This is a genomic window from Oenococcus oeni, from assembly GCF_020510245.1.
In the GTDB taxonomy this organism is placed as follows: domain Bacteria; phylum Bacillota; class Bacilli; order Lactobacillales; family Lactobacillaceae; genus Oenococcus; species Oenococcus oeni.
The window spans coordinates 407,224-425,686 of sequence record NZ_CP084701.1 but is presented as its reverse complement, the minus strand read 5'-3'; the positions used below and the strand labels follow the sequence as shown (position 1 = coordinate 425,686).

Here is an 18,463-nt window from a genome sequence, read left to right as displayed (position 1 = left end):
GTTTTATTTATAAGGCTTTTTAATTTTAACTATCCTAAAGGTACCCTGGTCGTCATGAACCCGGTTTTGGGAGAACATGTAGACAAATGAACGCTTGCCCCAGGTTGGCTCGGGCGTGGTTGCCGATTCCTGTCCGAGCTGGTAGTTATGGGTCTTGACTAGCCAGATAGCTTGTTGATCGTCAGTTGGATTAGTGACTTTGATTTGATATTCGCCGGGTTTTAATTGATTAAGAATGCTGTACTTTGTATGGCCGGCGTTAATATTGAATGTTTGTTTTGTGGTGCGGTTGGTCAAAGTCGCCACAGCCTTGCTCCCTTTGACCTTTAAAATTGAAAAATAATCATTTGTCGCAGCAATCGAAACATTTTGCGTTACCGACGAATGGGCTGCCAGCCAAGTAACCTGAGGATTGTACTGGTTGGAAAGCTGACTGCGTTGAGCAATTGTGGCAATTCCTCTGGAATTAATCAAACGGGCGTTGGCCTTAAGGTAAATACCACCCAGTGAGAGAAAAGCCAGGATAAAGAGCGGGATCTTCCAATCTCTTTTTGTTTTCTTTTCTGCAATCGCTGCTTTAGAAAATGTGTTGGCAATAAGCAAGAAAAGGATCGGTGTAATCGCCTGGCCATAACGGCCCTCGACCTCCCAAAGAAAAGTATGGAAAGCTACATAGCCGACAGCTATCAATAAAGAGAACAACAACAGGTAGTTGACCTCTTTAACCTTAAATAAGCGATAGAGGCTTATCAATGCCAGGGAATAAATCGTGATAAAAGCTAACCGCAATACCAAAGAAGCGGTAGCCGACCACCAAGCTTGTCCTTTTTGGAACCAAGCCGGTGCCGATACATAACCGCCGGTATACGCATGATTATATTTCGATACATTCAGCAGAATAGCGACTTTACTGGTCCACAATTTAATTAGATTAAAAATTCCGGCTTTTTTCAGGCGCCTAGAAATTCCTTTAATATCGGCTTTTTCTCGAGCATTAATATTCACCCGTTTAACTGCCGACTTCGTGTCGCGCCCACTATAAGAGCCATCCCTCTTCAGATTCAGCCCCATATATATCCAATGTGTAATCGGTAACTCATATTGCTCATTATTCTTAAAATTGATTGAATTGTCCAAAAATTTCGTCGCCGGGAAGGCTATCAGAATCGCCAAGATAATCGTGATCAAAGGAATCGTGATCACCTTAATCATTTTCTTTTTTGCAAGCCAAGCCGCCAGGATAGTAATGAAAGCCGCCAGGGCAACGATTAAAAAATTAGGCTTGATGATTTGGGCGAACAGGCATATCAAGAATAGAAGCACCAAGCTCAAAAAACGCCATTTCTTTGATTTAAAATCCGCTTTTTGCCACTTTAAGACAATTAACAACAACGCCGAGATCGAAAAATAAATTGGCAAATCGGAATAAAAGACCTGAAGATTATAGGTATAGGCATAGGGGCTCAATAAGAAAAAAAGTTGACCGATAAACGGCAAAGCCAAATTACCAGTAATTTTCTTCGCCGTCATCAATAAAATGATTATCATTGAATCGAGAAACAACAGGCTCAGGATGTGAATGGCCAGATTAGGCGTCAAGCCCAGAAGGTTGGTTAACTTAAACCAGAAACCAACCAGGGCCGTTAGCGGAACGTTATTCGGATAACGCCAAAAATAATCACTGGTCCAGTCGATATCTCCGGTACTGACCTGTTCGGCCTCCTGAATAACCCGAAAGGGGTCATGATAAATCGTCGCCGGCATTGCCGAAAAAACGTAAATCTGAACTAGCACCATGATTAAAAAAGCGATCAGGATAATTCTTTTTAACAAGAACGGCGGTAGTTTTTTTAAATAGCGATAAAGAAAAAAGACCAACAGCGGACCGATAAAAACAATTGGCAAAAGGATCAGCGAACTAGTATTTTCAAAGGGATAGACCAGATTACAAGCAACCCCGATCAACATCGCAATTGACAATAAAACGATTAGTAATTGTTTGAAAGCGAAAATAACTTTTAATCTTTTAAACATTTGACGAACTATCTGAATTCTTCATTCTTGGAGGCTTTGGTTTTGTATAAAGATCATCTTGGATAATAAAACGCGGCCGACGTTTGACCTCTTTAAAAATCTTGCCGATATATTCGCCAACGATTCCAATGACGATTAATTGAATCCCGCCAAGCAGCCAGATTGAAACCATCAAAGAGGTCCAGCCGGTTTCGGTATGACCGGTTGCCCAGCGGATCAGACCGTACAAGACGTAAAAGGCCGACAAAAAGACCAACAAAAAACCAAAAACAATAATCGATCGAATCGGAACTTCGCTAAAAGAAGTGATTCCATCCCAAGCAAGCAAAAGCATTTTATGCAAAGGATATTTCGATTTTCCGGCCTGGCGGGCTCGACGCTTATAGAAGACCTTCGTACTCGAAAAGCCAACCAGCGGAAGCATGCCGCGTAAAAAAAGATTTCTTTCCGGGAACTGCAGAAGCTGCTTTAAGACACGCCGGTCGATTAAACGAAAATCCGCGTGATTGGGAATTATATTAACCCCCAGTTTATTCATCAATTTGTAAAATAAATTGGCACTGGCCCGTTTAAAGAATGTATCGCTTTCACGATTGTTCCTTACGCCATAGACAACATCGTAACCGGCATGATACTTATCAACCATCTCGATAATCGATTTTGGATCATCCTGTAAATCGGCATCGATTGTAATAAGCAGATCGGCATCGACACTGGCCGCCGTCATTCCAGCCCACAAAGCATTCTGGTGGCCATAATTACGGCTCAGGTTGATTCCACTGACAAAGTGATTGCTCTTATGATAGTTTTCGATAATCGACCAGGTCTGATCGGTTGAACCATCGTTAACTACTAATAATGTCGATCCGCCGCTAATCTTCTTTTCTTCAGATAATTGTTCAAGAATCTGAGTGAGCGTTGAAATTGTAGAATCCAAAACCTCTTCTTCGAAATACGCCGGAATGACGATAACAAGTTTATCCATATTTTTTCCTCCCATAAAAATAAATATTATTTTTAGTTGTATTCAGTCTTTATAATGTTTCATCGGTTTTAAGCCTAGTTTTGTAAAAGACTCCATGCCAATCGACAAAGAAATACTAGCCAAAATATCACTCGGAAAAACTGCGCAAAGATAGATCTTAATTAAAGAAATAACGATTATCCAAAAAACTAACAAAAATCTTATAGTAATTCTAGAAAATAAGTAGCTAAAATTCGGTACGATAAAATGCCAAATAAGAAAGACTAAAATCATAATACTAAATACGCTAACCGACGGGAAAGAATACCTAGCTGTATGGATCAGAGCTCCAAAAGGATGTGGCCTTTTAACCAGTTCTCTAAGTAAAAAGCAAGCAGCATTTCCGGTAATAATTAGCATAACAGCCCAAATAGACTCAGTATACTTTTGTTTGTTCCATAGAAAAAATATAATAATTAGTACACAAAAAAATAATGAAATAATCGGACTACTAAAGTTATTAATTACACTTAATTTCTTGATTAAGTTAGAAGTTTCCGAAGATCCAGAAAAAAACGGAAATGAATTGTCAAAATAAAATAACCAATTACTTTGAAAAAAAATAGATAGCATTAAAATGTAGAGGCAACCAAAGCCACCAAATAAAGATATTTTATCAATTTTATTTAATTGTTTGATCATAATAATTTATCATTTCCCATATTTATAATTATTCAAATAATAACGAAAACCATTTATAATCAACGTCAATAATGATGTAATAGAAATTCCAATTAAAAATAAATCAAAATTATTTTTAACAAATGGTATGCTTCCAAAAAAGAAACCACTTAATGTTATTAATAAAATCCAACAAATTGCACCAAAAACGTTGTATCTAAAAAAGCTTTCATAACTCATCTTGCTAACTCCAGCTGTAAAAGGAATAACGGTACGAATTATAGGTATAAAACGTCCAAAAAATATCGCCATTTTTCCATATTTAAAATAAAATTTCTCAGATTTTATAAGATATTTCGATTTAATTATTTTTTTGAGCCTATTTGATTTAGCAACTTTAATTCCTAAATGTCTTCCGAACTCGAAATTAACATAATCACCTATGACTGCTGAAACGATAAAACCAAAGATGACTATATACAAGTTAAATCCACCACTAAGATTAGATAAATTGCCTGATATAAATATAATTGAATCTCCAGGCAAGAAAGGTACAAAAATTAAACCGGTTTCAGTAAAGATAATCAAAAATAAAAATCCATATACTAATAAAGCATTTGTTTTCATTAATTCTGGTAAAATTTGATCAAAATGTAAATAAGCGATAATTAAACTTATAATCAATGAAATTTCCTTTCACAATGTATAAGACCTTTATTTAAATCTAAAAGTTATTGAGAAGTGACAGTCTCATTTCTCTTAATACCTAAGAAGCTTTTTGCACTTAAAGCAATTAATAAAATTAGAAAAATTGTTAGCAAGAAAAAACCAACGCCTTCTGGATTATGGCCATAAAGACCATAACTACCCCAATCAGCAAATGAAGCACCGAGGGGCCTAGTCATTACATAAGCAGACCAAAAAGTCAAAATCTCAGCTTTTTTAGAGAATACTCGCCAAATAATAGGTATTGCAAATAAAATTAGGAAAAAAAATCCTGAATTTAGAGTTCCCCAGTTCAAGACGTGCGAAGTATAATCGCCTAATGCCGTTCCAAGACCAAATGTAAACAAGATTGTCAACCAATAAAATAATTCACGACGGCGAGTTGTAATTTCATGAACGGAAAGCGTGCCTTCGATACCATACCAAATAGAAAAATTAACAATAAGCAGAATCGCAAAACCGAGTGCAGATATTTCATAAGGGATTCCTAAAGCAATATGAATACTATCAGCTAACATAGTCCCAAAGATAGCAATCAAACCAACTGCGCCCCAATATAACCATATATGATATTTTTGTGAAAAAATTTGTATTCCAATGAGGCTAGCCGTTACTATAATTGTTGATATAACTACTAAATAAGGATTAAAAGTCTGACTTAGAAAATCTGAGACAGACTCTCCCATTGCTGTGGAAATAATTTTCGTAATCCAAAATATGATTGTGACTGCAGCAACTTTATTTGGCAAAGTTTTTTTAATCATTTTATTTTCTCCTTTCAAAAAATTATTAAGTAAATAGTTAAAATACTATCTAGCTGCTAAAAGTTATAATAAACAGCTCTTAACGCTTTCCAATAATAGACAATCTACTTTTATTAGTCCCGTTATTTTTTATGAGAAAATTATGATAATTTATCATAATTAAGTTTTGGTGTAGGGGAAATTAAGTACTTTATGAGAAAATATCAGATATTAAATTCTTCTTTTATATATAATCAATCCTATGTTGACTAATTAATAGATTTTCTATTTTAAAAATTTAAATAAAAACATTTTTATTTATATGGAGAGAAATATGAATTTAGCTGAGAAGATAAATGTTGTCCGGGCGAGTGTGATGGGGGCAAATGATGGCATCATTTCAGTAGCTGGGATTGTTTTGGGTGTCTTTGCCGCGACTCAGGGTCGTACTAATGATAATTGGGTAATTTTTGTTGCCGGATTTTCCGGGACAATTGCCGGCATGATTTCGATGGCAGCTGGAGAATATGTCTCTGTACATGGGCAACGTGATGCCGAAAATGCTGCGATTGAAAAAGAAGAAATTGCTAATCAGGAATCTTTTAATCAACAAATTTCTTTGGTAAAAGATTTTTTAATTAAAGACGACATTTCAAAAGAACTCGCTCAAAGGGCTGCCAGCGAAATGATGAAGACCAAGCCGATTGAAACAGCTGTCCGCGTTAAACACGGATTTAATATTAGCGATAAAATAAATCCTTATCATGCCGCTTTGGCTTCTTTATTAGTTTCCCGATTGGTGCTACCCTGCCAATGTTGGCAATTTTAATGGTTAACCGTTCTTATAAGGTTGCTTCGACCTATTTTGGGGTACTGCTTGCCTTGATAATTACTGGATATCTGGCTGCTCGGATTGGCAACAATGACCGAAAAAAAGGTATTACTAGAAATGTCCTTTCCGGTTTATTTACAATGACAGCTACATACTTAATTGGAAGGTTGCTGCATAAATGAAAAATTCCAAAAACAAGCAGACTTTAGAGCAGCGTTTAAACAAGATTAGAGCTGGTGTCCTTGGTTCCAATGATGGGATTCTAACGGTTGTCGGCGTTCTATTTTCAACGGCTGCAGCAACGAGTAATAATTTTTTAATTCTGGTTGCAGGCTTTTCCGATTTGTTATCCTGCGCTTTTTCGATGGCAGCTGGAGAATATGCCTCCGTCTCTGCGCAACGCGAGATCGAAAGAGCTGTTATTAAAATTGAACAAAGGAAAATTGATCGTGACAAATTATGCACGTAAAACGATCGCTAGAAACTACATCAGTTGGGGAGTTAACAGAGAAACTGCATATTTTATTGCTGATGAATTGATTCAAAAACATGAGATTGAGTCGCTTGTTTCCGCTAAATATACTTTAAAAATCGGCGAGTATGTAAATCCATGGGGGGCGGCTTTTAGCTCTTTGATTAGTGCTGCTTTGGGTGGTTTGTTTCCACTACTGGCAATGCTTTTATTGCCGGGCCATCTCAAATTTGCCGGAACAATCGTTGCAACGACTTTTGCTGTTGCTCTTACTGGAAGTTTGGCAGCCAAACTTGGCGAGTTTCATTTGCGGCCGGCAATTATTCGAAATATTGTGATCGGACTGATAACTGTTGCAATTCACTACTATATTGGAAAACTTTTTTGATTCTCAGGAGTGCTTATACGATAATTTAACTTGGGAATAGCAAGAAAATTAAGAAATTAATATATAAATAAAGACGAAAATCTCCAGGATTAGACCTGGAGATTTTAATTTACTTTAAAAAATTGCTAATAAACGATTACCTAGCGAATATACTTAAATCTCAATATTATTGCAATTATATTCAACCTTTAAAACAAAAAATCAATCATCAACTTCGCAAGTGTTATCAATTAATTGTCCGTTGTGTTTTCTTCCTAATAATATGTGGTCGACATGATTCATTAATTGATTTAGCGTGGTGATAATATGTGGATCATCTAAACTATAATAAATTGATTTTCCCTTTCTCTTTTGACTAATCAATTGATAATCCCTAAGCCGTTGAAGTTGATGGGAAACATTGGACTGTTCAATGTTTAAAATATCAGTTAATTCACTAACATTGAGTTCGGATTGCTCTAAAAGATAAAGAATCTGCACGCGGGTCGAGTTGGCTAGAACTTTTGCAATTTTGGATATTTCATCTAATTTCGCTTGATAAATTAAATTTAATTTTTCTTTCATGTGAAAATGAGGCCTCAATCAATTCGTTAAAATAATAATAGAATAGATTACTGTAAATAGCACCTTTACCCAAAATTTAAGAGGCTTTGGTGGCTTCTTGAAAGGTTTCATACCCTTCACTGGCAATAAAATAAACCAGCATCAAGGCAAAAATAGAGTCGGCCCACCACCAGTCGAAAATAAATGTAAGTAAAGTACCGACCAGAACAGTTCCAGCCATATAAGCACAAGTAATATTACACATTCCATCTTTTTTTAATGAAACAGAAGCCAGTTTTTCACCCAAAAATCTTTTTCTGAAAGTTAAAAACGGCATCAAAATTATCGAGGCAAGGGCAATTACAATCCCAGAAAAACTTGGCCTGGCTGCTTGATGAGATAACAGATTATAAAAAGATATTAAGGCTATATAAGCAGACAGTAGCAAAAGAATCGTTCCAACGATCAAAGAGGATCTTTGTTCCGCCTTTTTAATTGCGCGTTCAGAAACATTTTTCACTTCTTTTTTCAAACGCCAAATCAGTGTTGTACCGGAAATAATTTCCAATAAACTATCTAAACCAAAAGCCAGTAGAAGAATTGAGTTTGCCTTAGCGCTGGAATAAAAAGCGACTAGAAATTCAAAAGTCATCCAAGCAATTGAAAAATATTCAACATTAATACTTGCTTTAATAAAATTATTTCGTTGGTTGCTGATAGTTTCCATAAAAGAATTCACCCCTTTAATATATGAATATTATTTCATATGAAGTATAAAACATATTAAATTAGAAAACTAATCTAATTTATTCCAATGTCGCTTATAGAGGCTGAATATCAGGTGATTGAAATGTTTTCATTTAAAAATTATTAAACTCACGAGCATAATAAAATCATAAATAAGGCTATTGATTTGTTGCTTTTTAGTTTTGTTAAATGTATAACGAAAAAAGAAGCTTTAAAGAGTGATGTTAAAAACCCTTAACAAAGTTTATTAATTCTCTTAGGTATTCGTTTTACGAAAATTATCTTCTTTAACTAGTTTTTAGATAAAAAAGGAATGAGTTTTATGCTTTTTTAGTGACTAAAAAATTTAAATATTTTATAAATTTAGGATGATTTCAGGAGGAAAATAAAGAAACAAAAATAATGGAGAATAAAGAATCGGACATATCAAATATAAATTATAATTTGGATTTTTCTATAACAAAATCCAAAACCGAAAGACATTTAAAAACGATAGCTCTCTGCGTCACTCTTGGAGGCTTGCTTTTCGGAGTTGACACCGGGGTTATTAATGGGGCACTGCCCTATATGGCTAAAAAACAAGAATTGAATCTCAATGCGGCAACCGAAGGATTAGTTACGAGCAGCATTACTTTGGGAGCAGCTTTTGGGGCAATATTTGCTGGAAGATTAGCAGATCGTTATGGACGAAAAAGGATTTTATTTTATCTATCGATTATCTTCTTTTTTTGTACTGCAATTTGTTCATTGGCACCCAATGCAATAATTATGATGATTTTTAGGTTCTTGCTCGGACTAGCTGTCGGTGGCGCATCGGTGATCGTCCCAACTTTCTTATCCGAAGTGGCAACAGTTAAACTACGTGGACCTCTAGTTACCCAAAATGAAATAATGATCACCGGAGGCCAGCTGTTAGCTTTTGTGGTTAATGCGATTTTAGGAAATATTTTTGTCAACGTATCCAATATTTGGCGTTACATGATTGCTTTTGGCATGGTTCCTTCTGCCTTACTTTTTATTGGGACATTGATCGTTCCCGAATCTCCCCGTTGGTTGATTATGAAAGGCAAAACCGAAACCGCTCTAAAAATACTAAAAGGAATTCGTTCAAACAAGCAGGAAAGCCAACAGGAAATTACTCAGATTCAGGCTGCTCTAAAAAAAGAAAAAGAAGTCTCCCATATAAGTTGGCATGATCTTAAAAAACCATGGATTAGAAAATTAATTATTCTGGGAAGCGGGCTTGGAATTGTTCAGCAAGTCGTTGGAATCAATATCATTATGTATTATGGAACAACCGTATTGATTAAGGCTGGTTTCACTCACAATATCGCTTTAATTACGAATATAGCCAACGGAATCGTTTCCGTCTTGGCAACCTATACTGGTATGCGCTTAATGAATCACATCAACCGTCGGAAAATGTTGCTAACTGGAATTACCGGTACCGGTGGTGCACTGGCACTAATTACACTATTCTCGCAAATGCTGCCGCATTCAAAACTGCTGCCAGTATGTGTCGTTTTCCTGACACTTATTTTTTTGAGTTTCTTTCAAGGATGCATTTCACCAACAATTTGGCTTTTAATGTCGGAAATTTTCCCTCAGAATCTGCGTGGCTTGGGAATGGGAATCTCGGCCTTCTTTCTTTGGATGGCAAATTTCCTGGTTGGTTTTCTTTTTCCAATATTTTTGACCTATTTTGGTTTTTCGATAACTTTTGGAATTTTCGTCCTTTGCAATTTAATTTCTTTCATTTTCGTCTATAAATTCGCTCCGGAAACAAGAAATAAATCACTCGAACGCGTTCAGTTGGAACTTAGAGCGAAAATAAACAAGCATTGATTTTATTATTTCAGTTTTATAAGACTAATTATAAAAGCCTGCTTTAAAGCAGGCTTTTATTTATAACTATCAATAATATAAAAATAACGGAACCAAACATTTTTGCTTGATAATAAACGCAAATAATACTATCAAGAATTCTGTTTAAGAAGAGCGACTTCTTTTTGCGAAGCATTAAATGCTTTTTGGTACCACTGTTCCGCTTGCTGATAATCTTTTGTCACTCCTAAACCATTAGCATAAAGATTAGCAATTGACGACATACTTTCAATAACTCCCGGTGCTGAAACATCATCATCATTCGCTGCACTTTTTTATACCAACTCATGGCTTTTGAATAATCTTGTTTTATTCCTTGTCCTTTTTCATATATCTGCCCCAGAGAATATTCGCTGGTTATATCCCCTTTATTCGCTGCTTTTGTATACCATTTTACGGCCGTAGTGGTATTAGCCTTTACTCCATAACCATTCAAATACATATAAGCCAATTTGCGATAACTCTTCATGTAGCCTTCAGATATACCCTTCTTAAAATATGCGAGGGCTTTTTTGTAATCTTTTTTCACAGTTTTTGAACCGTTCAAATAAACATTTCCAAGCGTATTAGCAGCCATGCCGCTATTCTCTCCATGTTTATAAGCTCTTTTTGCCCAATAAAGTGCCTTTTGGTAATTTTCTTTGACACCCATTCCGTTAAGATATTGCGACGCAACTTGGCTTTCGGCTAAGGCAGATCCCAATTTTGCCGATTTTTTCCAATCAGCGACGGCTTTTGTTTCGCTGCCATTATTAAATTCTTTGACAGCCGTATTGTACAGTTTCTTGGCTTTTTCTTTATTCGTTGTCTCAGCAAATACTTGAGAAACAGTTTGGTTATTGCCAAAGATACTGAAGGGCAAACGTGTTCCGAGCAATAAAAGACATATAGATACAAATAAAAAACTATGTTTTTTCATAAATAATCATCCCCTGAAAAGATTTTATTTTAAAGATCCTATTAATTAAGTCATTACTTATGAAGGTTTCAAAACCAAAAATAAAAATTTTAGCTTGCTGGACTATCATCCAGGTTTTGCTTAATATTTGAGAGTTAGTGAAAATATTTTACTGATATACAAATAGTACGCTAATTGTAATCGTTTCCAATAAAAAAATTGATAATTGAAATAATAAAAAAACAGGCCTTCACCTGTTTTTTAAATCTTTTAAAATTTAAGCTCCGCGATCAAAATTTAGAAGTGATTATTATATCCGAGCCGAATTTTCATCCCTGCCTTTGATGTTGCACTTTTTATTCTGTGGCAAGCGAATCAATCGGATCGAGTTTTGCTGCTCTTCTAGCAGGCAGCAAAGCCGCCAAGAAAGAAATAGCAATTGCAATCACAAAGGCAAAAACGACATTGCCAGGTGTAATGACAACCATATTGGCCTTAGCCAAACCATAAAGCAGTTTATTAGCGATTGCCCCAATCCCAAAAGCAAGAACCAACGCCAAAACAGCTGAGAACAAACCAATCAAAACAGATTCTCCGGTGAATAGGCGACTTATATCTTTTTTGCCTTCTCCAAGAGCACGCAGCACACCAATCTCTTTGGTTCTTTCGGAAACACTCATGTACATTGAAACGATAATCATTAAAGCCGAAACAACTAAGGAAATTGCTGCAATTGCCGATAACACATTGGTTGCTAATTTAACATACGAACTTACAGTGTTAAGAACATCACCAACTGTAATTGCGCCAAAAGTATACTTGCCGTCTGTTTTAATATTGTTTATTTTTTTAGCCACTGTTTTCGTTGAATCGATTGAATCGGCATTCACGGAAACAAAATTCGGATCGGTTATAGCACCGGCCTTCTCCAACATACTTTTCATTGTTGAATAATTTGTACCGGTAATAGCACCCGATTGCCCGCCATTGGCAATTCCAACAATCTTCAAATCTTTTTGCACAGTTACTGCTTGTTGGTCTTTATTAATCCAGGTAAAAGTCAAAGTAACGGTTTTGCCGATTGCTTGCTTATACTTTTTTGTTCCCAAAAAAGTTTGCGCCTGAGACTTGTCAATCACAATCTGATTTTCACCCGGTTTTTTACCAACTTTGACCGTGTTACTGGAATAAGCTTTTGTCCAGGTCTGCAATCCGGTTCCCGATACAGGATTTTTAACCCCATCTAGCTTCAAGGTATATTGACTAAATTGATAGCCCGGTTCAACAGCACTAACCTTTTTTAAGGCTTTAAGTTTCTCCAGCTCACTTTTTTGAATCAGCATAGACGAAGGATTTGAACTCGCCTGTTGGACTGCCTTCTCAAATTGAGCCTGACTCATTTTCTTTCCGGAAGTGTTTTTCATAACCGTTACCGAACGAGGGTTTACAAGTGAATTAATTTGGCTGTTAATAAAAGCCGTAATTCCATTGCCCAGACCAGAAAACAGCAAAACAGCAAAAATACCGATTCCAGTTCCCAGCATAATTAGGAAATTACGCCAGAAGTAATACATTGTATGTTTATAAGCGTTCTTGTAAGCGGCCGGCATTCCTAATTTTTTAGAAACAAGTCGGTTGGATTGTTTGCTTGGCACCGAGTATTTCTCTCGATTTGTCTGATCTTTATCAATCACCCCGTCAGACATATGAACAATTCTTGTCCCAAAATGAGCGACCTCTTCAGAGTGAGTAACCGCAATAACCAACTTTCCGGTTTTGGCGATTCCTTCCATAATTTCAAGAATTTCATCGGTATTTTTTGAGTCTAAGGCACCGGTTGGTTCATCGGCAATAATAATGTCCGGATCCGACGAAAGAGCCCTTGCGATCGCAACACGCTGTTTTTGACCACCGGATAGCTGATTAGGATGCTTCTTGATATGTTCTTCCAAACCGACTTGTTTAAGCAAATCCTTGGCACGTTTTTCTTTCTCGGCCCGTGTCAAAGTTGTCATGTCCAAACTAATAAGAATATTATCCAAAACAGTAAGATGAGAAATTAAATTAAAACTTTGGAAAATGAAACCAATTGTTTGCCGGCGATAGGCATCCATTTGTTTTTCCGTGAAATCACGAGTCGATGTTCCATTTAAAATAACATCACCTTGGTAATCGTGATCCAATCCACCGATAATATTCATCAAGGTCGACTTGCCACCACCGGATTCTCCCAAAATACTGACAAATTCACCCTTATCGAATTTTAAATTGATTCCCTTTAAAACTGGAAATTTCTCAGTTTTGTTCAGTGTGTAGGACTTGTGAATGTCTTTTAATTCCAAATAGGCCATTATTTCTCCTTTGTTTTAATTAATGAATACATGATGTCGAATTCTTTTTCAATGAGTTTTGTTATGTTTTGAACAGTTTTCTCAGAAACAAAATTAATTGAAAGATTATTTTTTATTGATCTGCTTTAATTTTCCCTTTTAATCTTTTTAAAACAATTTTGGGTCTAGAATTTTTGGTGTTGGAAAGTATTTCCATTCCAAAAGTACTAGGCCCTTTTTGATAACAAAAAAAGGCATCTAAGCCTCCCTAGTGCTATGCTTTAAGCGACGAAACTCAAGATAAGCGGGGTAGGAATAGATATCCCAACTAGATAATACACTTAAATTACTGGGAATTACAGACACAAACATTCAGGTGTTCGGTACTCGTGATGAATTTCATGGTCGGGGCTCGGGTCGCAAAAAGTATTTGGTCATCCAGGCAGAGCTTACCTACACACTCAGGCGCTGTCCCAGCTGTGGATACAATACGTTGCACCCTAACGGACACAAGCTCACTCATGTCCACATTGCAGGACCCATGGACCGGCCCGTAATTCTAGAGCTAAACAAGCAACGCTGGCGTTGTAGTAACTGCCATAGCACTTGTACGGCCACCACTCCAGTGGTATCAACCAACCACGCCATCGGTCACGGACTAGCGACTCATGTGCTGAAGCTAGCCAGTAGTAAATCACTCCCGGCTAAGACTATCGCCAGTCTCACCGGTATTTCGACAAACTCAGTTCAGCGTATTTTGACGGCTAATATTCATCCACACGCGAGCCGCCGGTTACCGATTAATCTATGCTTTGATGAATTCCGTTCCACGCACGGCTCCATGTCGTTTATTTGCATTGACGCCGACACTCACAAATCAGTTAAAGTACTTAGCGACCGCCTTAATAGAACCATCAAACAGTTCTTTCTTAGTCAGTACAGCACCGCAGAACGGGCCGCGGTTCAACGCGTCATCATGGACATGAACGCCTCCTATCAGCATTCGTGCACGAACTATTCCCTAACGCCGAACTCATTATTGATCGGTTCCACATTATTCAATTAATGGGCCGGACGATGGATACCATTCGCACTCAATGTTTAAAGCAACTCGACAAGCATTCGCGGGAATATAAAGTACTGAAATCACTATGGCGCCTATTCCACAAGGCCAACCCTGACGCACAAAAGAGCCGCTACCTCTTCGGCCTGAATGAGTACTCGACCGAACAGAACGCTATTGATATTGGAGCCGATACGTTTCCGGCCTTCAAAACAGCTTATGAAACCTACATCGATCTCCACGATGCTTTGATGGGGCGTCACGCTGATGAACTCAAGAATATCATCACTAACTATCAGCCTAACGGCACGCCCCTAGATACGGCCATGCATACCCTACGAAAAGAATCTTAATGGAGTAATTAACGCCGCCAAATCGTCCTACTCTAACGGACCGATAGAGGGCATCAACCGTAAGATCAAGGAGCTCAAACGTGCTTGTTATGGCTTCTCCAATCAGGCCAATATGTTCACACGCGTCTACCAGCTGATTGCCTAGATTATCTACCACAATAACGTCACGATGGTAGGCTTATTTGTTATGCCTTCAAGTACGATATTCAGACAACACACCAGATTAAACGCCGCAACTAATAAAACAACAAAAAAGATCTCCCACACGAGGAGATCTCCAAAGGATAGAAACTATCCTTCAACACCATTTGACAAACTTCCTTTAATATTTCTCCGCGCACAGTGCAATACATTAAAAAGCTATTTAGATAAATAACAAATACCACTGTCTATTTATATTACAATTCCTGACAAGAGCTATTAAATTATTGAAAGGAATCAGCCTTTTAAAAAGTCAACAAAGCAATTCTGCTTTAAATCATATTAGGGTATCACAAATACTTTACAAATATGTTTTGCGTCGCATCCAAAACCAGCAAATTAGGCTTAGTATAACAGAGATAATCAGCACAGCAAAAACACCATAAGAAGATTTTTCAAACGGGACATCGACATTGATTCCCCAAAAACCAAAAATAATCGCTGGAATAGTCAAAACGATTGATAGCTCTGTTAGAGTTTTCATAATCATGTTTAGCTGATACGAAGACATATTGTTTATCATATTTCCCAAATCATCCAAATATTGGCTGTAACCTAAAATAATTCTATCCATTGTGTCACTTGTATCGTATATCTCATCAATTATTTTTTTGGTGGTAAAATCAATATCATTAATAGTTGTGAAATTTTTTTTAATTAAATCCAGCGCTTTGTGATTAGCGCCATAAGTTGTTGACAAAGCTATCATGTATTTTTGAAGAGTCAATAAATCACCAAACGTTGGTCTGCGCGGACCGGACGTTGATATTTTTGAGTCTAAATCATCAATTTTTTCCTTGATTCCACGAAGTTCGTTAAGCATCACATAGAATTTTTTTTGCATGATCTTTAAAAGTACTTCCTCCATGAAATTATTGACATCACGTAAAACCATATTGGATAAGAGTTCGGGAATGAATTTTAATTTTTGTTTTGTAAAAATTATCAACTTATTTTTAAATACCAAGAAAACAACAGATGTCGTCAGATTATCTAGATGCCCACCTTCATGTATCTCGGGAAACAGAAAACTTACGAGCAAACTTTTTTCATCGTTCCGATCTATCATCGTGTCATATGCAACTCGATCATCAAACGTTAGTATATTGCCTATTTTAAAGTCATATTTATGTTCAAAAGATTCGATATATTCTCGTTCGTCACCATAAACATAAACAACAGAAGAATTTTTGATATTTGATTCTGACGAAACTAATAATGTATCTTTTGTTAAAGAATAAGTTTTCAGCATTGTAATCCTCCTGCTTTATATTTTTCTCAAAAATAAATTTTTGTTTGAATAAAAAATTCGAAAATTTATCTTTTTATTTTTAAAATTTTTCCGATTCTGCCAAATAGCCATTTAAAATTACGCCGCATAACTTGAAAAAAAGTCAGTGAACGAACAATATGATCGGGATCGATATACTTCCGCACCATACGAAGAACTTCTTTTGGATGTTTGGATGAAAATTTAAACATTCCATTATGTTTCGTTTGGATAGCATAACGGGGTATCCATTTCCCCTTAAAAATTAGAGACGCAACAACCAGATTGACTTCTTTCCACGGAATCTGAATAAATTTACGAGGATCGCGGTCACTAAAAAACTCAAATCCTTCATCACCGATCATGATTTCTCCATATTCTCCAAGACCCATATAAGAAGTTGCCTGAACTACCAAATCTATTTTTCTGTTAATTGATTCAACCATTTTTCCCTTTTTAAGTAATCGGTCGATGCCTTAGATTCAAGCTTATCAACGAATTAATAATATAATAAAAACCTTATTCAAATGAATAAGGTTTACCTTTTTGTAATCGAAGTTCGATTAAAGCAATCCAAGTAGATGACCACCAACACCGATTACGAAGATTCCTAAGATAATAATAATTGGTGATACTTTTTTCTTTAATAGCCACATGCAGGCGAAAGTCAAAAGCAAAGCCATTAGTCCAGGAATCAAAGAGTCCAAATTCTGTTGCAAAGTGGTTGTCTGAATTTTAGTAAGAGACAAACCATTTGCCTGTTCTGTCAGGGCTTCTCTGATTCCCTTGGTACCCGACGGAAGTTTTCCCCAATCAATGTAGGCACCTTTACTTAAGGTAACTTTGGAAACAACCGGGGTAAACTTAATACTTACCCAACGCTCAATCAAAGCCGCCAGAACAAACATACCTATCATCGAAGCACCACGAGTAACTGTCTTGAGCAATCCTCCGGAAAGATCATCAGTGATTCTCGAACCGGCACGATATCCGAATTCCTGGGTGTACCACATAAATGCCCAACGAATAATGTTCCAGAGTACCCAGAACAATATTGGTCCTAAAACATTTCCACTAAGAGCCAGGGTTGCACCTAAAGCCCCCAATAAAGGACGAACCGTGTACCAGAAGACAGGGTCACCAACACCTGCCAAAGGCCCCATCATACCAACCTTGACACCTTGAATGGCCACATCGTCAACCGGGGCGCCATTGGCACGGTCCTCTTCCAAAGCAAGCGTAACTCCAATAATCGGAGAAGCCAAATATGGGTGAGTATTGAAGAATACCAGGTGACGTTTATATGCTGCCGCCCGATCTTCTTTTGTTTTATAAAGTTTATTTAATGCGGGGATCAAGGCATAAACCCAACCACCATTTTGCATTCGTTCATAGTTCCATGAACCTTGAATGAACGTTGAACGCCATGCAACGTGGAGACGATCCCCTTTAGTTAAGGTAATTTTATCTTTTGCCATACTATTTTTCTCCATTAATTTTAATAAGCATCGAGAATATCACCCAAAGGATCACCGGTGTTATTTCCGCCACCGCTGTTTCCACTGCTATTTCCGTTTGAGCCGCCTTTATCCAATGCAAGGTACATAAGTGCAAGGGATACGCCTAGGGCTCCAATAGCAATTAATGTTAAATCAGTAATCGAAGCAATTACAAAACCAATGACGAAAAACGGCCAAACTTCACGGCTGGCCATCATGTTGATAACCATTGCATAACCAACGGCAACAACCATGCCACCACCGATAGTCATACCATCCGACAACCATGACGGCATGGCATTTAATACAGCACGAACTTCCGAAGATGGAATAACCAGCAAAAGTGCAGCCGGAATAGCAATTCTTAATCCCTGCAAACAAATAGAAATCACTTGCCACATATCTATAATGCGGGATTTACCCTCTTCTGCTGCATGATCCATAATATGAACAATGAACGTAGTAATTGTTCGAACGATCATTGTTAAGAACAATCCAGCAACAGCCAAAGTTACAGCCACGGCAATCGCCGAACCAATTCCTTTGGTTCCTTGACCACCTTCTATTAAAATAATTGCTGAGCCAACCGATGCCAAAGCAGCATCAGGAGCAACAGCGGCACCGATATTCGCCCAACCTAAGGCGATCATCTGTAAAGATCCACCTAACATTACACCGAGAACCAAGTGACCTGTTACCAGGCCAATAAGTGTACAAGCAACAAGTGGCTGATGAAATTCAAATTCATCCAAGATGCCTTCCATACCTGCAAAAAAGGCAACCACCACCACTAAAATCATTGATATAGCGGACATTTTATACTCTCCTTATCTTT

At 37.1% G+C, this 18,463-nt stretch carries 15 protein-coding genes and 3 pseudogenes; 4 read left to right on the top strand and 14 right to left on the bottom strand.

The genetic code is table 11. From position 1 onward, the window contains the following. Nucleotides 1-3: 3 nt before the first annotated feature. The 5 genes from J3U91_RS02115 to J3U91_RS02095 are packed head-to-tail and all read right to left on the bottom strand — an operon-like array spanning nucleotide 4 to nucleotide 5,169. Nucleotides 4-2,034 carry a glycosyltransferase family protein gene (locus tag J3U91_RS02115; RefSeq protein WP_002818303.1) on the bottom strand — a complete coding sequence of 677 codons (2,031 nt, stop codon included), beginning with the start codon at nucleotides 2,032-2,034 and terminating at the stop codon, nucleotides 4-6. After that, nucleotides 2,027-3,019: a glycosyltransferase family 2 protein gene (locus J3U91_RS02110; protein WP_002818302.1), complete on the bottom strand. Its 993-nt coding sequence runs from the start codon at nucleotides 3,017-3,019 to the stop codon at nucleotides 2,027-2,029. The genes J3U91_RS02115 and J3U91_RS02110 overlap by 8 nt, the downstream gene beginning before the upstream one ends. A gap of 42 nt (nucleotides 3,020-3,061) precedes the next feature. Beyond that, on the bottom strand, nucleotides 3,062-3,700 hold the full coding sequence (locus tag J3U91_RS02105; protein ID WP_002818300.1) for a phosphatase PAP2 family protein: 639 nt from the start codon (nucleotides 3,698-3,700) through the stop codon (nucleotides 3,062-3,064). A 9-nt stretch (nucleotides 3,701-3,709) separates the two neighbouring features. After that, on the bottom strand, nucleotides 3,710-4,363 hold the full coding sequence (locus J3U91_RS02100) for a VTT domain-containing protein (protein ID WP_002817082.1): 654 nt from the start codon (nucleotides 4,361-4,363) through the stop codon (nucleotides 3,710-3,712). 47 nt (nucleotides 4,364-4,410) lie between these two features. Then, nucleotides 4,411-5,169, bottom strand: a complete 759-nt coding sequence (locus J3U91_RS02095; RefSeq protein WP_002817083.1) for a COG4705 family protein — start codon at nucleotides 5,167-5,169, stop codon at nucleotides 4,411-4,413. 313 nt (nucleotides 5,170-5,482) lie between these two features. Here J3U91_RS02095 and J3U91_RS02090 point away from each other — a divergent pair. Together J3U91_RS02090 and J3U91_RS02085 are read left to right on the top strand one after the other, a co-directional pair. Then, nucleotides 5,483-6,162, top strand: a pseudogene (locus tag J3U91_RS02090) (VIT1/CCC1 transporter family protein). Further along, nucleotides 6,159-6,840: pseudogene (locus tag J3U91_RS02085) on the top strand (VIT1/CCC1 transporter family protein). Before J3U91_RS02090 ends, J3U91_RS02085 begins: the two co-directional pseudogenes overlap by 4 nt. 201 nt (nucleotides 6,841-7,041) lie before the next feature. On the opposite strand, the gene J3U91_RS02080 reads toward J3U91_RS02085, so the two are convergent. Both J3U91_RS02080 and J3U91_RS02075 read right to left on the bottom strand, forming a co-directional pair. Further along, nucleotides 7,042-7,404 carry an ArsR/SmtB family transcription factor gene (locus J3U91_RS02080; RefSeq protein ID WP_002818297.1) on the bottom strand — a complete coding sequence of 121 codons (363 nt, stop codon included), beginning with the start codon at nucleotides 7,402-7,404 and terminating at the stop codon, nucleotides 7,042-7,044. Between the two features lie 76 nt (nucleotides 7,405-7,480). Then, nucleotides 7,481-8,110 carry a cation efflux transmembrane domain-containing protein gene (locus J3U91_RS02075; protein WP_002818296.1) on the bottom strand — a complete coding sequence of 210 codons (630 nt, stop codon included), beginning with the start codon at nucleotides 8,108-8,110 and terminating at the stop codon, nucleotides 7,481-7,483. A 422-nt stretch (nucleotides 8,111-8,532) separates the two neighbouring features. Between J3U91_RS02075 and J3U91_RS02070 the strand changes: the two genes are divergently transcribed. Further along, the gene (locus J3U91_RS02070; RefSeq protein WP_002818295.1) at nucleotides 8,533-9,975 is read left to right on the top strand and encodes a sugar porter family MFS transporter; all 1,443 of its coding nucleotides are present in this window, start codon (nucleotides 8,533-8,535) and stop codon (nucleotides 9,973-9,975) included. A gap of 131 nt (nucleotides 9,976-10,106) precedes the next feature. On the opposite strand, the gene J3U91_RS02065 is transcribed toward J3U91_RS02070, so the two are convergent. The 3 genes from J3U91_RS02065 to J3U91_RS02055 all read right to left on the bottom strand — a co-directional run bounded on the left by J3U91_RS02065 (nucleotide 10,107) and on the right by J3U91_RS02055 (nucleotide 13,263). Then, nucleotides 10,107-10,238: an SEL1-like repeat protein gene (locus J3U91_RS02065; protein WP_002818293.1), complete on the bottom strand. Its 132-nt coding sequence runs from the start codon at nucleotides 10,236-10,238 to the stop codon at nucleotides 10,107-10,109. Next, nucleotides 10,202-10,933, bottom strand: coding sequence for a tetratricopeptide repeat protein (locus tag J3U91_RS02060; RefSeq protein ID WP_002818292.1), 732 nt, complete (start codon nucleotides 10,931-10,933; stop codon nucleotides 10,202-10,204). The genes J3U91_RS02065 and J3U91_RS02060 overlap by 37 nt, the downstream gene beginning before the upstream one ends. Before the next feature lie 335 nt (nucleotides 10,934-11,268). Then, nucleotides 11,269-13,263, bottom strand: a complete 1,995-nt coding sequence (locus tag J3U91_RS02055) for an ABC transporter ATP-binding protein/permease (RefSeq protein WP_002818289.1) — start codon at nucleotides 13,261-13,263, stop codon at nucleotides 11,269-11,271. A 298-nt stretch (nucleotides 13,264-13,561) separates the two neighbouring features. Here J3U91_RS02055 and J3U91_RS02050 point away from each other — a divergent pair. After that, nucleotides 13,562-14,803: pseudogene (locus J3U91_RS02050) on the top strand (ISL3-like element IS1165 family transposase). A 357-nt stretch (nucleotides 14,804-15,160) separates the two neighbouring features. Here the strand turns inward: J3U91_RS02050 and J3U91_RS02045 are convergent. The 4 genes from J3U91_RS02045 to J3U91_RS02030 form a co-directional block, all read right to left on the bottom strand. Then, complete coding sequence (locus J3U91_RS02045) at nucleotides 15,161-16,111, bottom strand: magnesium transporter CorA family protein (protein ID WP_002818284.1); 951 nt, start codon at nucleotides 16,109-16,111, stop codon at nucleotides 15,161-15,163. A 65-nt stretch (nucleotides 16,112-16,176) separates the two neighbouring features. Then, on the bottom strand, nucleotides 16,177-16,575 hold the full coding sequence (locus tag J3U91_RS02040; RefSeq protein WP_002816522.1) for a DUF956 family protein: 399 nt from the start codon (nucleotides 16,573-16,575) through the stop codon (nucleotides 16,177-16,179). 117 nt (nucleotides 16,576-16,692) lie between these two features. Beyond that, nucleotides 16,693-17,607 (bottom strand): PTS system mannose/fructose/sorbose family transporter subunit IID, encoded by a 915-nt coding sequence (locus J3U91_RS02035; RefSeq protein WP_002818282.1) that lies wholly within the window; start codon nucleotides 17,605-17,607, stop codon nucleotides 16,693-16,695. A 20-nt stretch (nucleotides 17,608-17,627) separates the two neighbouring features. Beyond that, nucleotides 17,628-18,443 (bottom strand): PTS mannose/fructose/sorbose transporter subunit IIC, encoded by an 816-nt coding sequence (locus J3U91_RS02030; RefSeq protein WP_002818280.1) that lies wholly within the window; start codon nucleotides 18,441-18,443, stop codon nucleotides 17,628-17,630. Nucleotides 18,444-18,463: the final 20 nt, after the last annotated feature.

Excerpts from the sequence above, each read along its gene's own strand:
- J3U91_RS02115 (WP_002818303.1), bottom strand. The coding sequence starts at position 2,034 with ATGTTTAAAAGATTAAAAGTTATTTTCGCTTTCAAACAATTACTAATC.
- J3U91_RS02110 (WP_002818302.1), bottom strand. The coding sequence starts at position 3,019 with ATGGATAAACTTGTTATCGTCATTCCGGCGTATTTCGAAGAAGAGGTT.
- J3U91_RS02105 (WP_002818300.1), bottom strand. The coding sequence starts at position 3,700 with ATGATCAAACAATTAAATAAAATTGATAAAATATCTTTATTTGGTGGC.
- J3U91_RS02095 (WP_002817083.1), bottom strand. The coding sequence starts at position 5,169 with ATGATTAAAAAAACTTTGCCAAATAAAGTTGCTGCAGTCACAATCATA.
- J3U91_RS02080 (WP_002818297.1), bottom strand. The coding sequence starts at position 7,404 with ATGAAAGAAAAATTAAATTTAATTTATCAAGCGAAATTAGATGAAATA.
- J3U91_RS02075 (WP_002818296.1), bottom strand. The coding sequence starts at position 8,110 with ATGGAAACTATCAGCAACCAACGAAATAATTTTATTAAAGCAAGTATT.
- J3U91_RS02070 (WP_002818295.1), top strand. The coding sequence starts at position 8,533 with ATGGAGAATAAAGAATCGGACATATCAAATATAAATTATAATTTGGAT.
- J3U91_RS02065 (WP_002818293.1), bottom strand. The coding sequence starts at position 10,238 with ATGTCGTCAATTGCTAATCTTTATGCTAATGGTTTAGGAGTGACAAAA.
- J3U91_RS02060 (WP_002818292.1), bottom strand. The coding sequence starts at position 10,933 with ATGAAAAAACATAGTTTTTTATTTGTATCTATATGTCTTTTATTGCTC.
- J3U91_RS02055 (WP_002818289.1), bottom strand. The coding sequence starts at position 13,263 with ATGGCCTATTTGGAATTAAAAGACATTCACAAGTCCTACACACTGAAC.
- J3U91_RS02045 (WP_002818284.1), bottom strand. The coding sequence starts at position 16,111 with ATGCTGAAAACTTATTCTTTAACAAAAGATACATTATTAGTTTCGTCA.
- J3U91_RS02040 (WP_002816522.1), bottom strand. The coding sequence starts at position 16,575 with ATGGTTGAATCAATTAACAGAAAAATAGATTTGGTAGTTCAGGCAACT.
- J3U91_RS02035 (WP_002818282.1), bottom strand. The coding sequence starts at position 17,607 with ATGGCAAAAGATAAAATTACCTTAACTAAAGGGGATCGTCTCCACGTT.
- J3U91_RS02030 (WP_002818280.1), bottom strand. The coding sequence starts at position 18,443 with ATGTCCGCTATATCAATGATTTTAGTGGTGGTGGTTGCCTTTTTTGCA.